The 20,116-nt window shown below is 41.9% G+C and carries 12 protein-coding genes; 8 read left to right on the top strand and 4 right to left on the bottom strand.

The window, feature by feature from the left end:
- Positions 1 to 393: 393 nt before the first annotated feature.
- Complete coding sequence (ssb, locus tag ACWXWT_RS14595; RefSeq protein ID WP_456042308.1) at positions 394 to 1,098, bottom strand: single-stranded DNA-binding protein; 705 nt, start codon at positions 1,096 to 1,098, stop codon at positions 394 to 396.
- A gap of 65 nt (positions 1,099 to 1,163) precedes the next feature.
- On the bottom strand, positions 1,164 to 2,531 hold the full coding sequence (locus tag ACWXWT_RS14590; RefSeq protein WP_456042307.1) for an MFS transporter: 1,368 nt from the start codon (positions 2,529 to 2,531) through the stop codon (positions 1,164 to 1,166).
- Between the two features lie 243 nt (positions 2,532 to 2,774).
- Between ACWXWT_RS14590 and uvrA the strand changes: the two genes are divergently transcribed.
- From uvrA to ACWXWT_RS14570, 4 genes are all read left to right on the top strand, one after another.
- Positions 2,775 to 5,636: an excinuclease ABC subunit UvrA gene (uvrA, locus tag ACWXWT_RS14585; protein ID WP_456042306.1), complete on the top strand. Its 2,862-nt coding sequence runs from the start codon at positions 2,775 to 2,777 to the stop codon at positions 5,634 to 5,636.
- A gap of 50 nt (positions 5,637 to 5,686) precedes the next feature.
- Positions 5,687 to 6,661 carry a M20/M25/M40 family metallo-hydrolase gene (locus ACWXWT_RS14580; RefSeq protein ID WP_456042305.1) on the top strand — a complete coding sequence of 325 codons (975 nt, stop codon included), beginning with the start codon at positions 5,687 to 5,689 and terminating at the stop codon, positions 6,659 to 6,661.
- 250 nt (positions 6,662 to 6,911) lie between these two features.
- A complete protein-coding gene (locus ACWXWT_RS14575; RefSeq protein ID WP_456042304.1) occupies positions 6,912 to 8,768 on the top strand; it encodes a DEAD/DEAH box helicase in 1,857 nt (618 codons plus the stop codon).
- 185 nt (positions 8,769 to 8,953) lie between these two features.
- Complete coding sequence (locus ACWXWT_RS14570; RefSeq protein WP_456042303.1) at positions 8,954 to 9,115, top strand: hypothetical protein; 162 nt, start codon at positions 8,954 to 8,956, stop codon at positions 9,113 to 9,115.
- Between the two features lie 55 nt (positions 9,116 to 9,170).
- Here the strand turns inward: ACWXWT_RS14570 and ACWXWT_RS14565 are convergent, their stop codons facing one another.
- On the bottom strand, positions 9,171 to 10,139 hold the full coding sequence (locus ACWXWT_RS14565) for a DMT family transporter (protein ID WP_456042302.1): 969 nt from the start codon (positions 10,137 to 10,139) through the stop codon (positions 9,171 to 9,173).
- Positions 10,140 to 10,351: 212 nt separating this feature from the next.
- Between ACWXWT_RS14565 and ACWXWT_RS14560 the strand changes: the two genes are divergently transcribed.
- From ACWXWT_RS14560 to ACWXWT_RS14550, 3 genes are all read left to right on the top strand, one after another.
- The gene (locus tag ACWXWT_RS14560) at positions 10,352 to 11,455 is read left to right on the top strand and encodes a phosphoribosylaminoimidazolesuccinocarboxamide synthase (RefSeq protein WP_456042301.1); all 1,104 of its coding nucleotides are present in this window, start codon (positions 10,352 to 10,354) and stop codon (positions 11,453 to 11,455) included.
- A gap of 347 nt (positions 11,456 to 11,802) precedes the next feature.
- On the top strand, positions 11,803 to 13,947 hold the full coding sequence (locus ACWXWT_RS14555) for a TonB-dependent siderophore receptor (protein ID WP_456042300.1): 2,145 nt from the start codon (positions 11,803 to 11,805) through the stop codon (positions 13,945 to 13,947).
- Between the two features lie 103 nt (positions 13,948 to 14,050).
- Entirely contained in the window at positions 14,051 to 15,157 is a 1,107-nt protein-coding gene (locus ACWXWT_RS14550) for a PepSY-associated TM helix domain-containing protein (protein ID WP_456042299.1), read from the top strand.
- Positions 15,158 to 15,248: 91 nt separating this feature from the next.
- On the opposite strand, the gene exeM is transcribed toward ACWXWT_RS14550, so the two are convergent.
- Positions 15,249 to 17,864 (bottom strand): extracellular exonuclease ExeM, encoded by a 2,616-nt coding sequence (gene exeM / locus ACWXWT_RS14545; RefSeq protein WP_456042309.1) that lies wholly within the window; start codon positions 17,862 to 17,864, stop codon positions 15,249 to 15,251.
- A 579-nt stretch (positions 17,865 to 18,443) separates the two neighbouring features.
- Between exeM and ACWXWT_RS14540 the strand changes: the two genes are divergently transcribed.
- A complete protein-coding gene (locus ACWXWT_RS14540; RefSeq protein ID WP_456042298.1) occupies positions 18,444 to 19,883 on the top strand; it encodes a methyl-accepting chemotaxis protein in 1,440 nt (479 codons plus the stop codon).
- The last annotated feature ends 233 nt before the right edge of the window (positions 19,884 to 20,116 follow it).

Genomic DNA, 20,116 nt, shown 5'->3' with positions numbered 1-20,116 from the left:
AAGCTCCTGCGTTACTCTACCTCCAGTATCTGACCGCCATGGATGGTGGGAATGTCTTATTTTTTATGGAAAAAAATAGACCATGCAGTCGTATTTTGAAAGCATCTAACGAAGCATAAAGGACTTTAAAACCCGCCAGAATGGAGTCTCTCAGGTATTCCACTTCTGTGTTACATCGATTTAAAAGGAAACAACCATTTCTACATCAATGTGCCTTGAATTGAAAAACTTGAGAGACTCTGAACTGACCAGATATTTAATGAGATTGGTATTACCCCAGCATCGCTTGGATAATAAGGGTAAATTACAGCGGAGCAATAAAAAACCCAGCATATATACTGGGTTTTTTATGTTATCCGTGTCGATATTTAACACTTTTAATTTATACAGGTGCTAAAACGGAATATCGTCATCCCAGCCTTCATCTAAATCAGGAGTGAAGTTCTGTTGCGGTTGTGGTGCAGGGCGCTGTGCAGGTGCGTTTTGTGGTTGGAAATTACCCTGTGGTGCAGCGGCAGGCTTTGGTGCATAAGTTGGTGCAGTTTGAGCTTGCTGCGCAGGAGCCGCTTGTTGATAACCACCTTGTTGCGCAGGTGCTTGATAAGCTGTATTACCCGCGGTTGGCGCAGTTTGATTATATTGCGCTTGTGGCGGACGAGCTTGAGGTGCAGGAGCTGGGCGAGACTGTTGTTGCCCCATATTTTGTCCTGCATTTTGGCCTTGTCCTTGATATTGACCACCAGCGTTATCGCCTGAGTTACGGCTGTCTAACATTTGCATTTCCATGGCATTAATTTCAGTCTTATAACGGTCTTGACCGGTAGTCTGATCTTGCCACTTACTGGTTTGCAATTTGCCTTCTAAATAAACTTTAGAACCTTTCTTTAAATATTCGCCGGCAATTTCTGCAAGGCGACGATACATCACAATGTTGTGCCATTCGGTACGCTCTTGCGTTTGACCTTGTTGGTCTTTCCACGACTCACTTGTCGCTATAGTAAAATTGGCTACGGCATTGCCGTTTGGCATGTAACGAACCTCAGGATCTTTACCTAAGTTACCGACCAAAATTACTTTGTTCACACCACGACTAGCCATCGAAATCTCCTGAGATTTTTATCTGTTTACTTTATCTGAATACTAAGCTGAATGATCTACACGATCTAATTCACAGAGCCTAACACAGCTCGCGCTTCGCTTAAATTGAATTTATCATCGACCTTTAAATAAGCCACTTTCTCTTCGAGCACCACGATGGCTTCAACAACGCCGATTAACTGCGATAATTTACTGGCCATATTTTGCGCGTCGGTTCTATTTTTTACCGTAGCTTCAAGGGTATAGCTTTTAAATAACACTGGCTTTTGCATGCCCAAGGTCAAGAGTAACCACACACACATTAGCCCTAGTGCGACAAAAAACACGCCAGATGCGCCAACCAGTTGATACGCTCCGCCGCCTAACATGCCGCCGCAAAAAGCACCTAAAAACTGGCTAGTTGAATATACTCCCATAGCCGAACCTTTATCACCAACAGGGCAAAACTTAGCAATCAAACTCGGCAGTGATGCTTCAAGGTAATTAAAGCCAGTGAAAAATAACACTACAGCGCCACTTAACACCCAAAGATTATCGGCATAAAACCCCATCCCCGCAAGTGACACCATCATAAACATTAGCGACAATTGGAACATGGTTTTAGTATTGTTGCGTTTTACCCCAATGATAATTAACGGCACCATTAAGAAAAATGCACCGACAAAAGCAGGAAAGTACAACATCCAATGCTTTTCTTTCACTAAACCGGCATCAACCAAATCAAGTGGTAATGCAACAAACACAGCGGTGAGCACTAAATGCAAAATAAAAATACCTGCATCTAAACGAAATAACTGTGGATCTAACAACATACGCTTTAATTTTGTGGGCGTGGCGACGGTATCACCTTTAGGCGCTTGGCTAATCGGATTGGGCACAAAAAACTGCACAATCAACATGCCCAACACGGCTAATACAGCGGTTAATAAAAACAACCCTGTTAAGCCCATATATTGTGCCACAATAGGCCCAACCAATAATGACAAGGCAAATGAAAAGCCAATACACATGCCAATAATTGCCATGACTTTAGTGCGTTGTTCATCTCGGGTTAAATCGGCAGCAAGCGCTAATACAGCCGCGGCAATGGCGCCCATGCCTTGTACTGCACGACCAAACACCACACCATAAATGTGATCAGATGATGCGGCAATTAAACTCCCAATAGCAAATAAGACTAAGCCACCAAGAATGATCGGTTTACGTCCGTATTTGTCAGACAAAATACCCATAGGGATCTGTAAAAAAGCTTGGGTTAATCCGTACGCACCAATAGCAATACCCACCCACAACGGCGAAAAGCCCTCGAGGTGCTGACCATAAAGCGCGAAGACAGGCATAATCATAAACAATCCCATCATTCGTAAACCAAACACACTGGCTAACGAAAATGCGACTTTTTTCTCCATACCCGACAGTCCATTACTGGCCATGCTGTTGCCCTTCGATAAGTAATTCAACAATATTATAAGTTGCGCATATTACCACAGCGCCATAAATTAGCTCAAAAGGAAATCACAGTTTTCAACATAAGATGTTTTATCTGCGCATGTTAAACTTTACTCCAGCTCGATACGTATCTTAAAACCATGAGAGTCAAAATTGATATGAAGTCCCCCAACAAACTATGCGATACTAATTGCTGTTTTGTTTTATATAAGTCATAGAGTGAATAGATGGATAATATTGAAATACGCGGTGCCCGAACCCACAATCTTAAGAACATCAATCTCACCATCCCCCGTGACAAACTTATTGTGATAACTGGGTTATCTGGTTCTGGAAAATCATCATTAGCCTTCGATACTTTGTATGCAGAAGGCCAGCGTCGCTATGTCGAATCGTTGTCGGCGTATGCGCGTCAATTCTTGAGCTTAATGGAAAAACCCGATGTTGATCATATTGAAGGCTTAAGCCCAGCTATCTCAATTGAACAAAAATCAACTTCACACAATCCGCGATCTACGGTCGGCACTATTACCGAAATCTATGACTATTTACGTTTATTATTTGCCCGCGTAGGAGAACCCCGCTGTCCAACTCACAACCAACCTTTATCGGCGCAAACTGTCAGTCAGATGGTTGATAAAGTGCTAGCAATGCCGGCAGACAGCCGTCAGATGCTGCTTGCACCAGTGGTTAATGACCGTAAAGGCGAACACGTTAAACTGCTTGAAAGCTTATCGGCACAAGGGTATATCCGGGCTCGTATTGACGGTGAAGTGTGTGATTTAACCGACCCTCCAACATTAGATTTACACATCAAACATACCATTGAAGTGGTTGTCGATCGCTTTAAAGTACGCGAAGACATGAAACAGCGTTTGGCAGAGTCGTTTGAAACCGCTTTAGAACTGTCGGGTGGCATAGCCAAAATTGCCAGCATGGAAGATAGCAGTACTGAAGAACTCATCTTTTCGGCAAACTTTGCTTGTCCGCATTGTGGCTATTCGATGGCCGAACTTGAACCGCGTATTTTTTCGTTTAACAATCCTGCCGGGGCTTGCCAAACCTGTGACGGTTTAGGGGTTCAGCAGTTTTTTGACTCAGAAAGAGTTATTGCTAACGATGAGCTTTCATTAGCCGGTGGTGCCATTAGAGGTTGGGATAGACGCAACTTTTACTATTTCCAAATGCTCAGCTCGCTCGCCGAACATTATAAGTTTGATGTTGAAAAACCATTTGCCGAACTGAGCGATAAAGTTAAAAAAATCGTGTTGTATGGTTCTGGTAACCAAAATATTGCCTTTAAATATATTAATGACCGTGGTGATGTGGTGGTGCGTAACCATCCGTTTGAAGGCATTTTAAATAATATGGATCGCCGCTACCGTGAAACAGAAAGTAATTCGGTACGCGACGAATTGTCTAAATTTATCAATATGCAGCCTTGTAATAGTTGTGGAGGTTCACGTCTACGTGAAGAAGCACGTAACGTATTTATTGGCGAGTTAAACCTCCCCCAGCTAACAACGTGGTCGATTGGCGAAGCCAAAGAATACTTCGATAACGTCGAATTTGAAGGTCAACGCGCCCAAATTGCCGAGAAAATTTTAAAAGAGATCAGCCAACGTCTTGGCTTCTTGGTCAATGTAGGACTTAACTATTTAAGTTTGTCACGCTCAGCCGAAACCTTATCCGGTGGCGAAGCGCAACGTATTCGCTTAGCCAGCCAAATTGGTGCTGGTTTAGTGGGCGTGATGTATGTGCTCGATGAACCATCAATAGGCCTGCATCAACGAGATAATGAACGCTTATTGCAAACACTAATCCATCTGCGTGATTTAGGTAATACCGTTATTGTGGTCGAACACGATGAAGACGCTATCCGCCTTGCTGACCACATTATTGATATTGGCCCGGGTGCTGGCGTACATGGTGGTGAAGTGATTTGCGACGGTACTTTAGAAGATATTCTTAGCTGTGAAGAATCGGTCACAGGCCAATACATTTCTGGTAAAAAGCAAATCCACATTAGTGATGAACGCACCCCGATTAACCCAAAGAAAGTCATTGAGTTATTTGGCGCATCAGGCAATAACCTAAGAGATGTTGATTTAACCATTCCAGTGGGACTGTTTACCTGTGTAACCGGAGTGTCAGGTTCAGGTAAATCAACACTGATAAACGATACCTTCTTTAAAATAGCCCATCGGATGCTCAATGGCGCTACCGTTGATGAGCCAGCCCCCTATAGAAGCATTAAAGGCATGGACCATTGCGACAAGGTGGTCGATATTGATCAAAGTCCCATTGGCCGTACACCGCGCTCTAACCCGGCTACTTATACGGGTATTTTTACACCAATACGTGAACTATTTGCTGGCACCCAAGAATCGCGTACCCGTGGTTATCAAGTGGGCCGTTTCTCGTTTAACGTTAAAGGCGGGCGCTGCGAAGCCTGCCAAGGTGATGGTTTAATCAAAGTTGAAATGCACTTTTTACCCGATGTTTACGTGCCTTGTGACTCGTGTAAAGGTAAGCGCTATAACCGCGAAACTTTAGAAGTGAAATACAAAGGCAAAAACATTCACGAAGTACTGCAAATGACGGTTGAAGATGCTCGAGGCTACTTTGATGCGATTCCATCAATTTCTCGTAAACTACAAACCTTAATAGATGTTGGCTTGTCGTACATTCGTTTAGGCCAAAGTGCGACAACCTTATCAGGCGGTGAAGCACAGCGCGTTAAATTGGCCAAAGAGCTGTCTAAACGCGACACAGGTAAAACCTTGTACATTTTAGACGAACCGACAACCGGGCTTCACTTTGCAGATATTCAACTATTGTTAGAAGTATTACATCGCTTAAAATCTCACGGCAACACTGTAGTAGTGATTGAGCATAATTTAGATGTGATTAAAACGGCAGACTGGATTATCGATTTAGGCCCAGAAGGCGGCGCAGGTGGCGGGATGATTCTAGCTACAGGCACTCCAGAAGAAGTAGCAGAGCACCCAGAGTCTCATACTGCTAGATTCTTAAAGCCGATGCTGGCGTTACACAACAAACGGGTAAAGGCGAAAAAAGCCAAATAATAAGCAGAGATCACATACCAAACCTTAGGTGAATAAGAGGAGCACATATTATGTTTACGACTCAAATTCACCTTAAGGTATTGGCTATGATTTTATTGTGCAGCTTACTCAGTGCCTGCAGCCAAACACCTCGGCAATGCTCGTCAGATATTTCCACCTCTTGGCCTAATGCCCACCAGCAAATTACTCAAGATATCACCACACTGAGTTCAGCTGAATTTCAAGGTCGCAAAACAGCCACAGAAGGCGCCCGCCTGACTCAAGAATACTTAATCAAACGCTTTACAGAGATGGGATTACAACCCTGGCAGTCAACGTTTGCAGTACCATTCCTTTTTCAGCATCAATTTTCGACCGTTTCTGGCGTCAATATCATTGCGACCATTATGGCAAAAAAACACTCCAACCGATGGAGAGTAATTACCGCGCACTATGATCATTTAGGCCAACGAGGCAGTAAAATCTACCCTGGAGCAGATGATAATGCTTCGGGCGTTGCCGGAATGATAGCAATTGCAGCCCAGTGGCAACGTAATCCGCCATTAGATGATGTTAATTTAATGATTGTTGCAACTGATGCAGAAGAACCGGGGTTATATGGTAGCTATGCATTGGTAACAGCATTGCAGCAACAACCACAAATGAACATAGAACTCAGCGTTAACCTAGACATGATAGGTCACCCAGATCGCCGCAGGGCAATCTACCTTGAGGGGCAAAAAAATCTTGCAAATTTTGAGGTGATAGAGCCGCTATTAATGCAACAGACTCAATTATGCATCAAGACTCATCATACAAACTTATTAAGTGGACGCATGAGAAAAAGTGACTGGCTTAGAGCATCAGACCACTATCCATTCCACAAAGCGGGTTATGCGTGGGTGTATTTTGGCGTGCCACCACATGCGCAATATCATACGCCAGACGATACACTACACACCTTAGATGTTGGCTTTATCGTGGCGGTTTCTGAAACGATATATCAAATGCTCAGTATCGATAAATTGACCAACTCCCTTAAATAACTTTCCCCAACCCAACAATCGCTCGTTTTTCAACCAATTGCAATATGCTAAAAATCAAGAATCAGGCCAATATTAACCTCGAATAGGCAAATTAAGGTTTATTTTCAGTTTTTACGTGGTCAACTCACAGAGTTGCTGCTATAATACGCCCCCTTATCGGCGCGGGAAATCGACACGGGGTTGATTTTCTGTCTGTGAAACTTTAGCACGAGCTTCCGATCTTCGTGCGCATCCACAAGGCTACAACTCAATGTCATCCAATGAAAGAACTTTCCGCGAACTCGGTCTATCTGAGTCTTTGTTGCGCTCACTTGACGAATTAGGTTATGAAAAACCAACGCCAATTCAATCTGCTAGTATCGATCCGCTTATGGCGGGTAAAGATATTATCGGCCAAGCGCAAACCGGTACAGGTAAAACAGGTGCGTTTGCCCTGCCTTTACTAAACAAAATCGACATGAAAATCAATGCTCCACAGATTTTAGTGTTAGCACCTACCCGCGAATTAGCGGTTCAAGTTGCCGAAGCATTTGGCAGCTATGCAAAATTCATTAAAGGTTTCCACGTACTACCGATTTACGGTGGTCAAAGCATGCAACAACAATTAAACGCCCTTAAGCGTGGACCACAAGTGATTGTTGGTACACCAGGTCGTGTAATGGATCACATGCGTCGTGGCACATTAAAGTTAGATTCGTTAAAAGCGTTAGTGCTTGATGAAGCTGATGAAATGTTAAAAATGGGCTTCATCGATGATATCGAATGGGTTCTTGAGCACAAACCAAGTGACAGCCAACTTGCATTATTCTCAGCGACTATGCCTGAGCAAATCAAGCGCGTAGCGGCTAAGCATTTAAACAATCCTGTTAACATCAGTATTGCTTCTAGCCATACAACGGTTGACTCTATCGACCAACGTTATGTGCAAGTATCACAACACAACAAACTTGAAGCGTTAGTACGCGTATTAGAAGTTGAAAATACAGAAGGTATTATCATCTTCGTTCGTACTCGTAACAGCTGTGTTGAATTAGCTGAAAAATTAGAATCACGTGGTTATGCATCATCGCCATTACATGGTGATATGAATCAACAAGCGCGTGAGCGTGCTGTTGACCAACTTAAACGCGGCAAGTTAGACATTTTAATCGCGACTGATGTTGCGGCTCGTGGTTTAGACGTTGATCGTATTGGTCACGTAGTTAACTACGATATTCCTTATGATTCAGAAGCCTATGTACACCGTATTGGTCGTACTGGTCGTGCTGGTCGTACTGGTATGGCAATTTTGTTTGTGACCAACCGTGAAATGCGTATGTTACGCACTATCGAACGTGCAACAAATAGCCGTATTTCTCCAATGAAAGTGCCTAGCCCTGAAACAGTTGCAGAGCGTCGTTTATCTCGTTTAGGCGAACAAATCCAAGAAACCATTAACGGCGACTTAGATTTCATGAAGAATGCCGTTGCTGAATTATGTCAACAGCTTGAAGTTGATACTGATTTACTTGCTGCTGCGTTATTACAACAAGTACAGCAAGAGCGTCCGCTCCAGTTACCAACAATTACTGAACGTCAGCGCGATTCACGTGATGATCGTAATGAACGAGGTAGCGAACGTGGCGACCGTAATAGCGACCGCCCACGCCGTGAGCGCAGTAACCGTCCAGCACCAACTAGCTTTGGTAGTGCAGAAGGTTTAAAAGATAACCCAGACGTGAAAATGAATCGTTATGTGATCGATGTAGGTCGTGAAAATGGTGTTGGTGTAGGTAACATCGTTGGTGCAATTGCTAACGAAGCAAACATCGATAGCCGTTTCATTGGCCAAATCCAATTATTCGATCAAGTGACAACGGTTGATTTACCAGACGGAATGCCTAAAGACATCCTTTCGCACCTAAGAAAAGTGCGTGTATGTGGTCGTCCTTTAAACATTCGTGAAGCGGGTGATGAAGTATTTGCTGATACGACTCGTGGCGCAGGTGCTCCACGTCGCCCACGCAGCGATCGTGCTCGTAGTGACCGCCCACGTGGTGATCGCCCTGCAGGAGATCGTCCTGCAAGTGTTGAACGTCGTCCACGTAAACCACGTGACAACGGCTAATCATTCAATTGAATGACACAAAAAATGGAGCCTAATGGCTCCATTTTTGTTTTCCGCTTTTGATTAAACCAATTATTTATAAGCTAAGAATGATAAAATCAAATAACACTAATTAATTTGATTACTACGGAAATATTGGCTACTCTGACATTAATGGATTAACTCACCTAAATAGGCAGCCTAAAATGGATTTTTTAGTGTTCATTGCAGAGATATTTGGCTCGTCACTATTTGATGCAACAAAATCAGCTAAACAAGATAAAACATTACTGTGGATGATGATAATTGGCTGCACACTTTTTGGCGCATTTGGATTAACGCTTTATTACCTCGCACAACACAGTTAATCGCATCAATAACACTCATACGGTCACTGCACTAACTTACATTCAATTCAAATAGCTACAACACAGTTCGGAATGCTTTTTTCTGTTTGCGCTTTTGGTACATGGGCACAATTTGCACTACAAACACCGCACACACAATCAGCACTATTCCCATAAATGACAGCGCATCAATATTAGCGCGGGTAAATACCCCGCTCCACCAGCCTAAACAGACCACTAGCTCAGTCACACTAAAACTCAATACTGGGGTTAACGATAACATCGCACTCACTTGCGCTGTTGGCCAATAATGCAAAGCTTGAGCAAAGCAGCCATAAGCAATCAAAGTATTAGCACCACAAAAAAGCACAATCCACCATTGATCTAATGTCATCGCTTCAAACTGACTAAAGTGACTAAATGGTGCCATGACCACAATCCCTAACGCATAAATAAATAGCAGCACATTACTGGGCGATAAACGCTGACTCACCGATTTTTGCAATAAAGCATAACTGGTCCACGACATCACTGAAAACTGCACAATTATAATGCCAAGTAAGACTTGATGATCACTTGCTTGATTTAAATCGAGTTGCGGATGGAAAAACATCAGCATCCCTAATGCAAGAGTGGCAAAACAGCTTAATTGAAATGCATTAAAGCGCTCTTTAAAAAACAACACTCCGCCAAATGCCAAGAAAAATGGTGCAGTTTGAAAATTAAGTTGCGCAGTACCTGGAGCTAAATATTCTAAGGAATAAACAAATGAAACATAATTGCACATCAGCAAAATACCAGCGAGCACAAGCTTAAACCACACCAGTGCGGGCAACCCAACAAATTGACGTAAGCCCCCTAATCGCCATTGAATGAATAGGGTCACCACTAACGCCATAACAAAACGGAACCAAGTCAGCGTAACAGGAGTAATAAAATCGCCAGATAATTTTAATGCGATGGGTAAAATACCCCAGAAAAATATCGCAATGGATACAAAAACCAACCCCTTTTGAGCATGACTATGATCTTGTTTACTATTCACTGCTATTACCCATACACTCAAACCTCAAGACGTGGATTTTGCCTTATCAGCTTAGTAAAGTCTTTATCTAGATAGTGATCATCTAGCTTTGATTGTTCGCATAACGGAAAAGCCTATTTCAGCACCTCCTTTTCACGTGGCAAATCCGTCTAATACAGGTAAAATAGCCGCCATAAAAAACCTATGTACCCTACTACCTAAGGAACACTCGCATGAGTCTTGCTGATTCCGTTCTTGCCGTGAACAATGATTTACCTATCCGTACCGACAAACCAGTCCACAGTGGTAAAGTTCGCAGTGTTTATTGGTTAACCGATGCAGATAGCCGCCGTCTAATTCAAGATAAAAACTATAACGTCCCCGAAGATACTCCACTGGCCATAATGGTAATCAGTGACCGAATTTCCGCTTTTGACTGTATTTTCCATGGCGAAGGTAATTTACAAGGTATTCCCGGTAAAGGCGCTGCACTTAATGCCATTTCAAATCATTGGTTTGGGTTATTTGCCGAAAATGGTTTAGCGGATAGCCATATTTTAGATATTCCACACCCTTTTGTATGGATAGTGCAAAAAGCCCGTCCAATTAAAGTAGAGGCCATTTGTCGCCAATACATTACGGGTTCAATGTGGCGCGCCTATTCAAAAGGTGAGCGTGTTTTTTGCGGTATCACATTACCTGAAGGCTTAAGCAAGGATCAAAAGTTACCCGAATTACTGATCACACCGTCAACTAAAGGTATTTTAACTGGTATCCCGGGTGTGCCAGCACAAGATGACGTTAACATTAGTCGCAGTGACATTGAAGCCAACTACCAAGCTTTCGGCTTTGAAAATCCGCAGGATATCGACCTATATGAAACGCTGCTCAAGCAAGGTTTCAAGGTAATTTCAGATGCACTAGCAAAACTTGACCAAGTCTTTGTCGATACCAAGTTTGAATTTGGTTATGTAAACGATAAAAACGGCCACTCAAAACTGATTTACATGGATGAAGTCGGTACCCCTGATTCATCACGTATTTGGGACGGTGAGGCTTATCGCGATGGTAAAATTGTTGAAAATTCAAAAGAAGGTTTCCGCCAATTCCTCTTAAACCATTTTGATGATGCCGACATATTATTAAACAAAGACAGAATGCCAGAGCGCGAAGCCCTTGCCCGTGATAACGACTTACCATTAGAAGCCATGATGAATGTATCGCGAACTTATACAGGTGTTGCAGAAAAAGTCACAGGCACATCCATTTCATTACCAGCTAACCCAAAAGAAGATATTATTAAAGTATTAAGAGATCAGTATGGTTTGATTGTATAAAATAGATTTTATTGCGTCATAAATAAGATGCTAATTACACCTTATTTATGATGCGGTCCAATTTAATATCGATCAAAAAATTATCACTTTCACCAAAAATCATCGCCAGCGACTAGCTCTGTACTTCACTAAAATCACTTTAGCTGCTTAATAAGTGCAACGACATCATAACCCTACAGAAAATCCCACACCATGGCTGAAATTTACAAAACTTACAACTGTAAATGATAATGATTTCTATTTGTGATAAATGTATGATGTCGACTGTTAAATAATTGAACAACAGAATACGCTTTGTTTACACACAGAACAGGGATTCGTTCATAGCAGTTGAAGATGATAACACCATGAAATTAAATAAAATTAGTTTAGCCGTATTATGTACAATGACCCTGTCTCACCAAGCTATCGCAGCCGATACAGAAACAGATGCAAAGAGTCAAAATGAGAATATTGAAAAAATAGAAGTTAAAGGCAGCTACATTGCTGGTTATAACGCCCACTCAGCCAGCGGTGCATCACGATTAGATTTAGCCATTACCGATATTCCTCAATCTGTTTCTGTTATTACCGATGCCCAATTACAAGACTTCCAGCTGCATGATATTAACTCGGCACTCGACAGTGCAACAGGTGTCAATGTTGAGCGAATTGAAACAGACCGCACCTATTATACGGCGCGTGGTTTTGACATTACCAACTTCCAAATTGACGGTATTGGTTTACCGCTAACATCGGGTAATAACCATGCCGACGAAGATACGGCAATTTATGACCGTATTGAAGTTATCCGAGGGGCAAATGGTTTAATGACCGGCGTGGGTAACCCCTCTGCCACGATTAACTTTATTCGTAAACGCCCAACTGCTGACAACCAACTATCAGTTAACGCCAGCTATGGTAGTTTTAATAATACCCGCTTAGAGGCAGACGGTTCAGTTCAACTTAATGATACCTTTGCAGCACGCGTGGTTGCAGTTACTCAAAATAAAGATTCTTATTTAGACCGTTACGAAACTGACAAAAATATTTTCTATGTGTTTTTAGAAGCCAACCTATCTGACGATACCAGCTTGTCATTAAGCCACAGCTACATGAATAATGACGCAACGGGCAATAACTGGGGTGCGTTACCATTATTTTACTCAGACGGCAGTGCAACCAATTATGATCGCTCCACCAATACTTCGGCAGATTGGTCAAATTGGCAAGTCGTCAAAAATAATACCGTTTTAGAGCTCAGTCATCACTTTAATAACGACTGGCGTTTACGTGCCACCTATTCTCATAAAGCCACCGACGAAGATACTGAGCTATTTTACGTTTTTGGCACACCGAACAGAGAAACAGAATTAGGCTTAACCGGTTACGGTAGCGAATACGACTTTGACGACAAGCATGACTTAATCGATATGTATGTTGATGGTAACTTCACCTTGTTTGGTCGTGACCATCAAATCGTCGCTGGATTAAACTACTCAAAAATGAGCTATACCGACAGCTCACTTTATGATTACACCACAGGATATGGCTTCCCTGAGATGCCCGATCTCAACACCTGGGACGGCAATACTCCAAAACCAACCTTTAAGGATAGCCTTCGTGGGAGTGACGTCTCGCGTGAACAGCAGGCCGCTTATTTCACCGGACGATTCAACATCGTTGATGATTTGCACGTTATCGTTGGCGGACGCTACAACGATTGGCAAGCAGAAGGTGTCTCTTATGAAGTTGATCAAGATGCCGACTACCAAAAGTTTATTCCGTATTTAGGTGCTGTATATCGTTTTACCCCTGAATTAGTTGCCTACACCAGCTATACCGAAACGTTTGTTCAGCAAACGGATCCAGATACTAGTGGTGTGTTTCTTGACCCTATTACGGGTGAAAGCCGCGAAATAGGTATTAAAGGTGAGCTATTTAATGGTCGCCTAATTGCCAGCCTCGCGTATTTTGACGTGATTCAAAACAATATTGCCCTACCTGATCCTGCCACAGCGGATCTGCCGATAGAATTGAAGCGTTATTATGGTTCAGAAGGTATTAGCAGCAAAGGTTATGAAATCGATATTGCTGGTGAAATATATTCAGGCCTCAATGTCAGCATTGGTTATACCGATTTTGATATTGAAGGTGATGATACTGTTACGGCTTATACACCAAGTAAGTTATTCAAATTTGCAGCGACCTATGACTTTGAAACCCTTGAAGGATTCTCCGTGGGTATGAACATGCGCTGGCAAGATGACATTTCTCGCGATCAAGGCGTAGTTGCAGTTGGTTTTGATAATGCAGGAGCTGAAATCGTCACGAAACAAGACGCTTACGCGGTTGTCGACCTCATGGCAAAATATCAAGTCACCGAAAACCTTGGCGTAGCGGTTAATGCCAATAACGTTGGCGATGAGAAATACATCAATAGCTTATATTGGGCCCAAGGGTATTACGGCGCACCAGCAAATTACAGTGCTACCCTTACATGGAAAATGTAAGTTAACCTCAACAGAGCCAACGCTAGCCGAAGTGGGATAATCGACGTAACCATTATGCGCCGATTATTTCACTAAGGCACTCAATAATGAAATGACAATTCTTATGAGAAAAACCTTATTCAAATGGCATTCTTATGCAGCCCTTATTGCCATGTTACCGTTACTAATTATTTCAATAACCGGTAGCATGTTAATTTTTAAAGTTGAAATAGACAGCCTACTTCGCCCAACACACATGTTAGTGGACGCAACGCCAACAACCTCAAGAGCCAGCTTAGACACACTAATGCATACTTTACTGGCTGCCAATCCAGATTTTGAGTTGGGTGGCTGGGAAATCTTCGACGATAAATCTCGTTCAGATGCAGGGTATATCATTAAGCGCGGCACTGAAGACTGGTTTAAAGTCTACGTAAACCAATACACTGGCCAGTTACTGTCACAACCACAGTCATTAGAGCATTATCTAACGGATTGGCTACTTGAACTGCATTATACTTTTTTGCTGCATGTCACAGGTGCCAGTGTTGCACTTGTCGCGGGGTGCATTATGTTATTTTTGGGGATCAGCGGGATGATCCTATACCGCCGATTTTGGGCCTCATTATTTACCTTACGTTTTAATGCTGTGACCCGTATTTTATTTAGCGATATTCATAAGTTAATTGGTATCTTGAGTTCACCGGTATTAATTGTGGTGGCATTCACAGGTATTTACTGGAACTTTATCGGTATTCAACATGAACTCACCGAACACGCAAATGGTGATCATTACCTTGTTAGCGCACCACGCCATAGTTCACATATTTCATTTGAGGCGCTTATGCAACAAACCGAAGATGAGATAACCAGCTTCAAAGCCGGTTACCTCACTATGCCATTTGAACCAGGCCGAGATATTACCTTCTATGGAAAAGTTGACAGCAATAATCCGTTCAGTAGTGAATACGCTAGCTTTGTCAGCTTTGATAGAACAAGCGGCATATTGCTCGCAAAACAAGATATTCGCCAAGCTGATAATCTAATAGTATTTTTAGATAGTTTTCGTAAGCTGCATTTTGGTTATATCGGTGGATTACTGACACGAATAATTTGGTGTGTGATCGGATTGATGCCTGTTATCTTAGCTTTTACTGGGTTTTATTTGTATTGGAGTCGTCGTAAGCAAAAAATGAAATCGAGCCAAAATCGCCATATTGTTAATGCATAATCCTCACAAGAATACTCAATAAAAAAGGATGACCAGCGTCATCCTTTTTTTGTCAGTGCAAACTTATCACACCTTTAACATACAATTATCGTTAACTGCGACGACGCAAGCCAAGCGCACCTAATAGCATTAACGCAAAGTAACCTAAACTGCCGCCATCACTGTCTTTTACAGGCTCTGGTGTTGGTGTAGGCGTTACTGGCGCAGGATAGCTTAATGCAATAATGACAGGATCGTGATCAGAAGCCGCGAATGGCCCTTCAGACTTAATCAAATCACCAGTGTACTTGCTACCATATTCAAACAAAGTGGATTCCACTGAATTGATATGCCAATCATCAATGCCCACCAATTTAGCCGCTAGGCTTTCATTGGCTAACGCATGGTCTAAATTACCTAATTCGCCACTGTAGCTATATGAGTAAGTAGCTGCACCATGAGCTTGAGTATTAAGATTAATTAACCCATAACCTTTGTCAATAACACTGCCTTCTCGTTCGTACACTTTACCGTTTAAGGTAGTCCACGATGCGGTGCGGATAACATGGTCAGTTGTTGATGAATCATAGTCAGTTAATACTGCGACAGGATCTTCTTTACCATAAGCATTTAAATCACCAATCACCAGTACATCACCTTCAACATCTTTTAGTGACTCACCAAGTACTTTTGCAGCCGACACACGGAAAGCATTACACTTACCCTGTAAATCTGCTGGTTCATCGTCTTCATTGAATTCAATCCAATCTTCAATACAACCTGAACCTTTAGATTTTAAATGGTTAACCACTACCGTCAGTTTTTCATCATTAATACTGAAGGTTTGCACTAAGCTGTGACGTTGGAACTTATCATAGCTTGGGCTTTGCTCAACCACGCCATCTTTCTCACGAGTCTCTGCACCATCTGTTGCATGCTGCTCTGGCGTAGCAATCACTTTTGCAGCACCTTCTAAGGTGATACGGGCTGGGCGATATAACATACCAACAGTAATAGCATCACTGCCAATGTATTTGCCTTCATACTTGTCAGCGTCTTCGATTTCAACAAAGCGATACGCTTGTTCATCCGTTAATTCTGCGTTAAGTGCATCAATCAAGTTTTGAATGGCACTCAATTCACCAAAGCCATTATTAGCAATTTCCATTAAGCCAACAACATCAGCATTCATGGCCACAAGCGCATTAACAATTTTAGTACGCTGTAATACCATTTCATCTTCGATTGTTGCACCACGATTACTGTTTGATGGATTTGAATCTCCGCCAACAACGTCATTAAAAAAGTTCAATACGTTAAAGCTTGCAACTCGAATGTCACCCATGTCAGCCACAGTAGGTGCATCAGTACGATCATTCTCACGAATAAAGTCACCCGCGGTAATGGTGTTGGTCGCTAAGATACGGTATGCGTTGTAGCTATAACCAATCACACCCTCAAGGTTTGTCAGTTGATCGCCTACGCGGATGTAACCTGTTTCAGCATTAAAGTCTGGGAAGTAAGGGACTTCTCCATCTTTGGCTTTGTAATCAGATTCAACAAATAACTGATTAACTGCATTGGCTTTAGCTAACGCTACCGCCTCTGCAGAGTTTGGTTCAAACACTTGGGTCGGCTTCATTAATGCCGCTTTATGTGACAACACCATATTATTACGATATGAATCATAATCGAAACTAAAGGTACGATTGACTTTCATCTCGCTACCAGCATCCAGCTTCACTTTCATGCCTTCAACACGCTCTAATGCTTGCGCTAAGGTTTCGCCATCTGCAACATAAAACTCAACAGCAGCAGGAACATCTCCTAATACACCAACTTCAAATTTTTGATCAGCTTTAAGATCAATCTGGGTTGAATTATAATATTCTTTTACTTTACCTTGTACACACACTTCCGCGCCGGGCTGAATTGAATCTGGCGCAACTTGGTCTAAATAAACAAAAATACCATCAGAAGTGTAAGGAGAGTTATCACCTTGCATATCTTGAATAAAGAAACCTTTATATAAACTATCACTTCTCGCGGTAACAATTCCCTTTACGGTGACTTCATTGGCTGACTCATAACTACCATCAGCAATCAATGGGCTAGAATCTCCCGCACCTTGAATATCATAAATGTTAGTCAGTGTTGCGCCATTACAAGTAAATACCGTAGGGTCTGGTACAATAGCAACATCAAGTGATCCTAAACCCGTAAAAGTGTCTACCCCTAATGTGGTCCATTGGGTGGAATCATAAGTTGTGCGAGCCGCTAAAGCATCTAAATGACGTTGGAAAGTAGCATCCTTCCCCCACCCTGTTAGGGTTGGTATTTCACCAATCACATCAACTAATATACCGTCTTTTAATAAACCTACAGCATCACCGCCATTGAAATTTAAATCGCCCTCAATAGAGTCGGTAGCTGCCGGTACCGTAATAGTGGCACTTGGATGCAAAATAACTTTGACACTTTTAGCCGCTATCACTTCAGGGGCTTCAAAAACGACCATATCTTCAGCTACTGTAGCACCATCTTTATAACGTACTAATTTATAACCTGTTAAGTCAATTTCAGCATCACCACTATTATAAAGCTCAATCGCTTTATTGAATGAACTGCCTTCGACGTATTCACTAATTAGCACATCAGCATTAGCCATCATTGGCAATGCAGCTGCAACAGCAAGTGAAACCGCTGTTAATTTAGTTAATCCTTTCATTTTTAACCCCATACTTTGTAATGTAAATGCTGTTTTTTTGTAATATGCCGCGGGATTGTCCCAAAGTTTGCACATTGAAAAAAGAACATCGATCACAAAAGTCATGTATAAAATCCGCTATCTAATTGATTAATTTGCAAAAATAATACATGTAAAAGAACAACCACAAGTAAACATTAAAATAACCAATAACAAACAATAACTAAGACAAAAACAAGCAAAGGGGAAATGTTGTTTTTTTGAGACAAGTTTTGTAACACTTTTATGAATAAAAAACCAAAAATGACAACAAGCTGTTTCATATTGTGAATTTTGTCATTAAATTAGCTTAAAATGTTAAGATATTACCAGCCTACTAGGCTAGTATTTGTCGTCAGCGCCCAAGGTGCTCCCTAAAACAGATCAGATGTAAAGATAGTAAAATCACTTAAGCTATTTGGTTTATTGTCGATATTGTTCTTGAACCAACATCATCCTGGTCACAAAAAAATACTCTGCAGCTAACAATTTAGTATCTAAATATTCTAAGCTCATCTAGTATTTAAATTTATTGCCTTTAACGGTTTAGGTACCCAAACCATGAAACAAGTTGATTTTAGAACTATCGATAGACTCTTTATCAAAATGTCCATTAATGACAAATTTTTGGCCATCTTCGGGCTGTTTCTTATTGTTTTATTTAGCGTATCGCTGAACAATTATGTCAACAGGATGAATGATATTGAGCAGCAGTCATTACAGGTTTTAGAGCAAAAAACTGCCGCCATGGTCCAAACCCTTGAAGCGACAGGTCAGTTAGATCAAGCTGCAAGCCTTGGATTACAAGTCTCTGCACGTTCACAAACCAGCTCTCGCCAACAAGATACCATTACTACCGTTTATGCATCAGGTGGGCAATACTATAGCCTTAGTGAATCAACTTACACTCAAGAAGCAGATGCTAAACAAGCTGCATTAACGTCACTTTTTCTCTCATTCTTATGGTTTTTGCCTTTTGCCATTGTGCTGTATTGGAATGCCACGTTCCTAAGTGGTGCGTTGTGGCAAATCTGGGACACCTCTAAAAAAATTGCCAAAGGCGATTTAACCTCGCGTTTAGGTTTCCACCCAGGTCGCGACGAGTTTGGTACGATTGGTTGTGAATTAGACGAAGCCATGGATACCTTGACAGAATTGGTTACGGCAGTAAAAAATAATACCGACACTTTGCATTCTACTTCGGATACCTTTGCCCGCGATGCTGAACAAAGTGCAGAACAAATTGACCTGCAATACGCTTCACTCGATTCTGTTGCGACGGCAATGGAAGAAATGACAGCTTCAGCTGCCGAGGTATCTAACATAGCCCGCAATTCAACTCAACGAGTAGAGCAAGACTCTGAATACACACGTCAAAGCTACGACAGAGCCAAGCGAGCCATTGATGAAATTAAACAGTTATCGACCTACATTGAACAAACATCAAACTCAGTTAATACGTTAAAAACGAATGCGACAAATATTAATGAAGTCATCACCACCATTAATGGCATTTCAGATCAAACCAACTTACTGGCGTTAAACGCAGCAATCGAAGCCGCACGAGCCGGTGAAATGGGTCGCGGTTTTGCAGTGGTTGCCGACGAAGTTAGAACCCTTGCTGGTCGCACTCAAGCTGCAACAGTTGAAATACATAAAATGATTGAATTGCTGCAAACGGAAACACTTAACATTGACACCATTACCCAAGATACCGTTAAACAAGCTCAAACCAGTAGCGACTTGATCAGTAATATTGGTACTGATATTAATGCCATTTCAGAGTCCTCTCGTTCAATTATGGACATGAGCTTCCAAATTGCGACATCGTCAGAAGAACAAAGTGCTGTCGCAAACGATATTGCCAAAGAGTTAACTGACATTCGTCAGAAATCGAATATTATTAGAGATCTTTCACAACAGTCTTCGCATGGCGTAAAAGACTTGTCTAATGCATCTGCTAACTTAGGTAAAATTTTAAGCCGTTATCGTACTAATTAACCTTCATATGTAACCGTCAAATAAAAAGCCGATATCATAGATATCGGCTTTTTATTTGAGCATAATCTGCAGCATAATTCTCTACATCTTCAACTAATACCAATCTCATTAAATATCTGGTCAGTTCAGAGCCTCTCAGGTTTTTCAATTCAAGGCACATTGATGTAGAAATGGTTGTTGCCTTTTAAATCGATGTAACACAGAAGTGGAATACCTGAGAGACTCCATTCTGG

The sequence above is a fragment of the Shewanella sp. A22 genome, assembly GCF_053850585.1.
The sequence above is the reverse complement of the archived record's forward strand: the minus strand, read 5'-3'. Positions and strand labels throughout refer to the sequence as shown.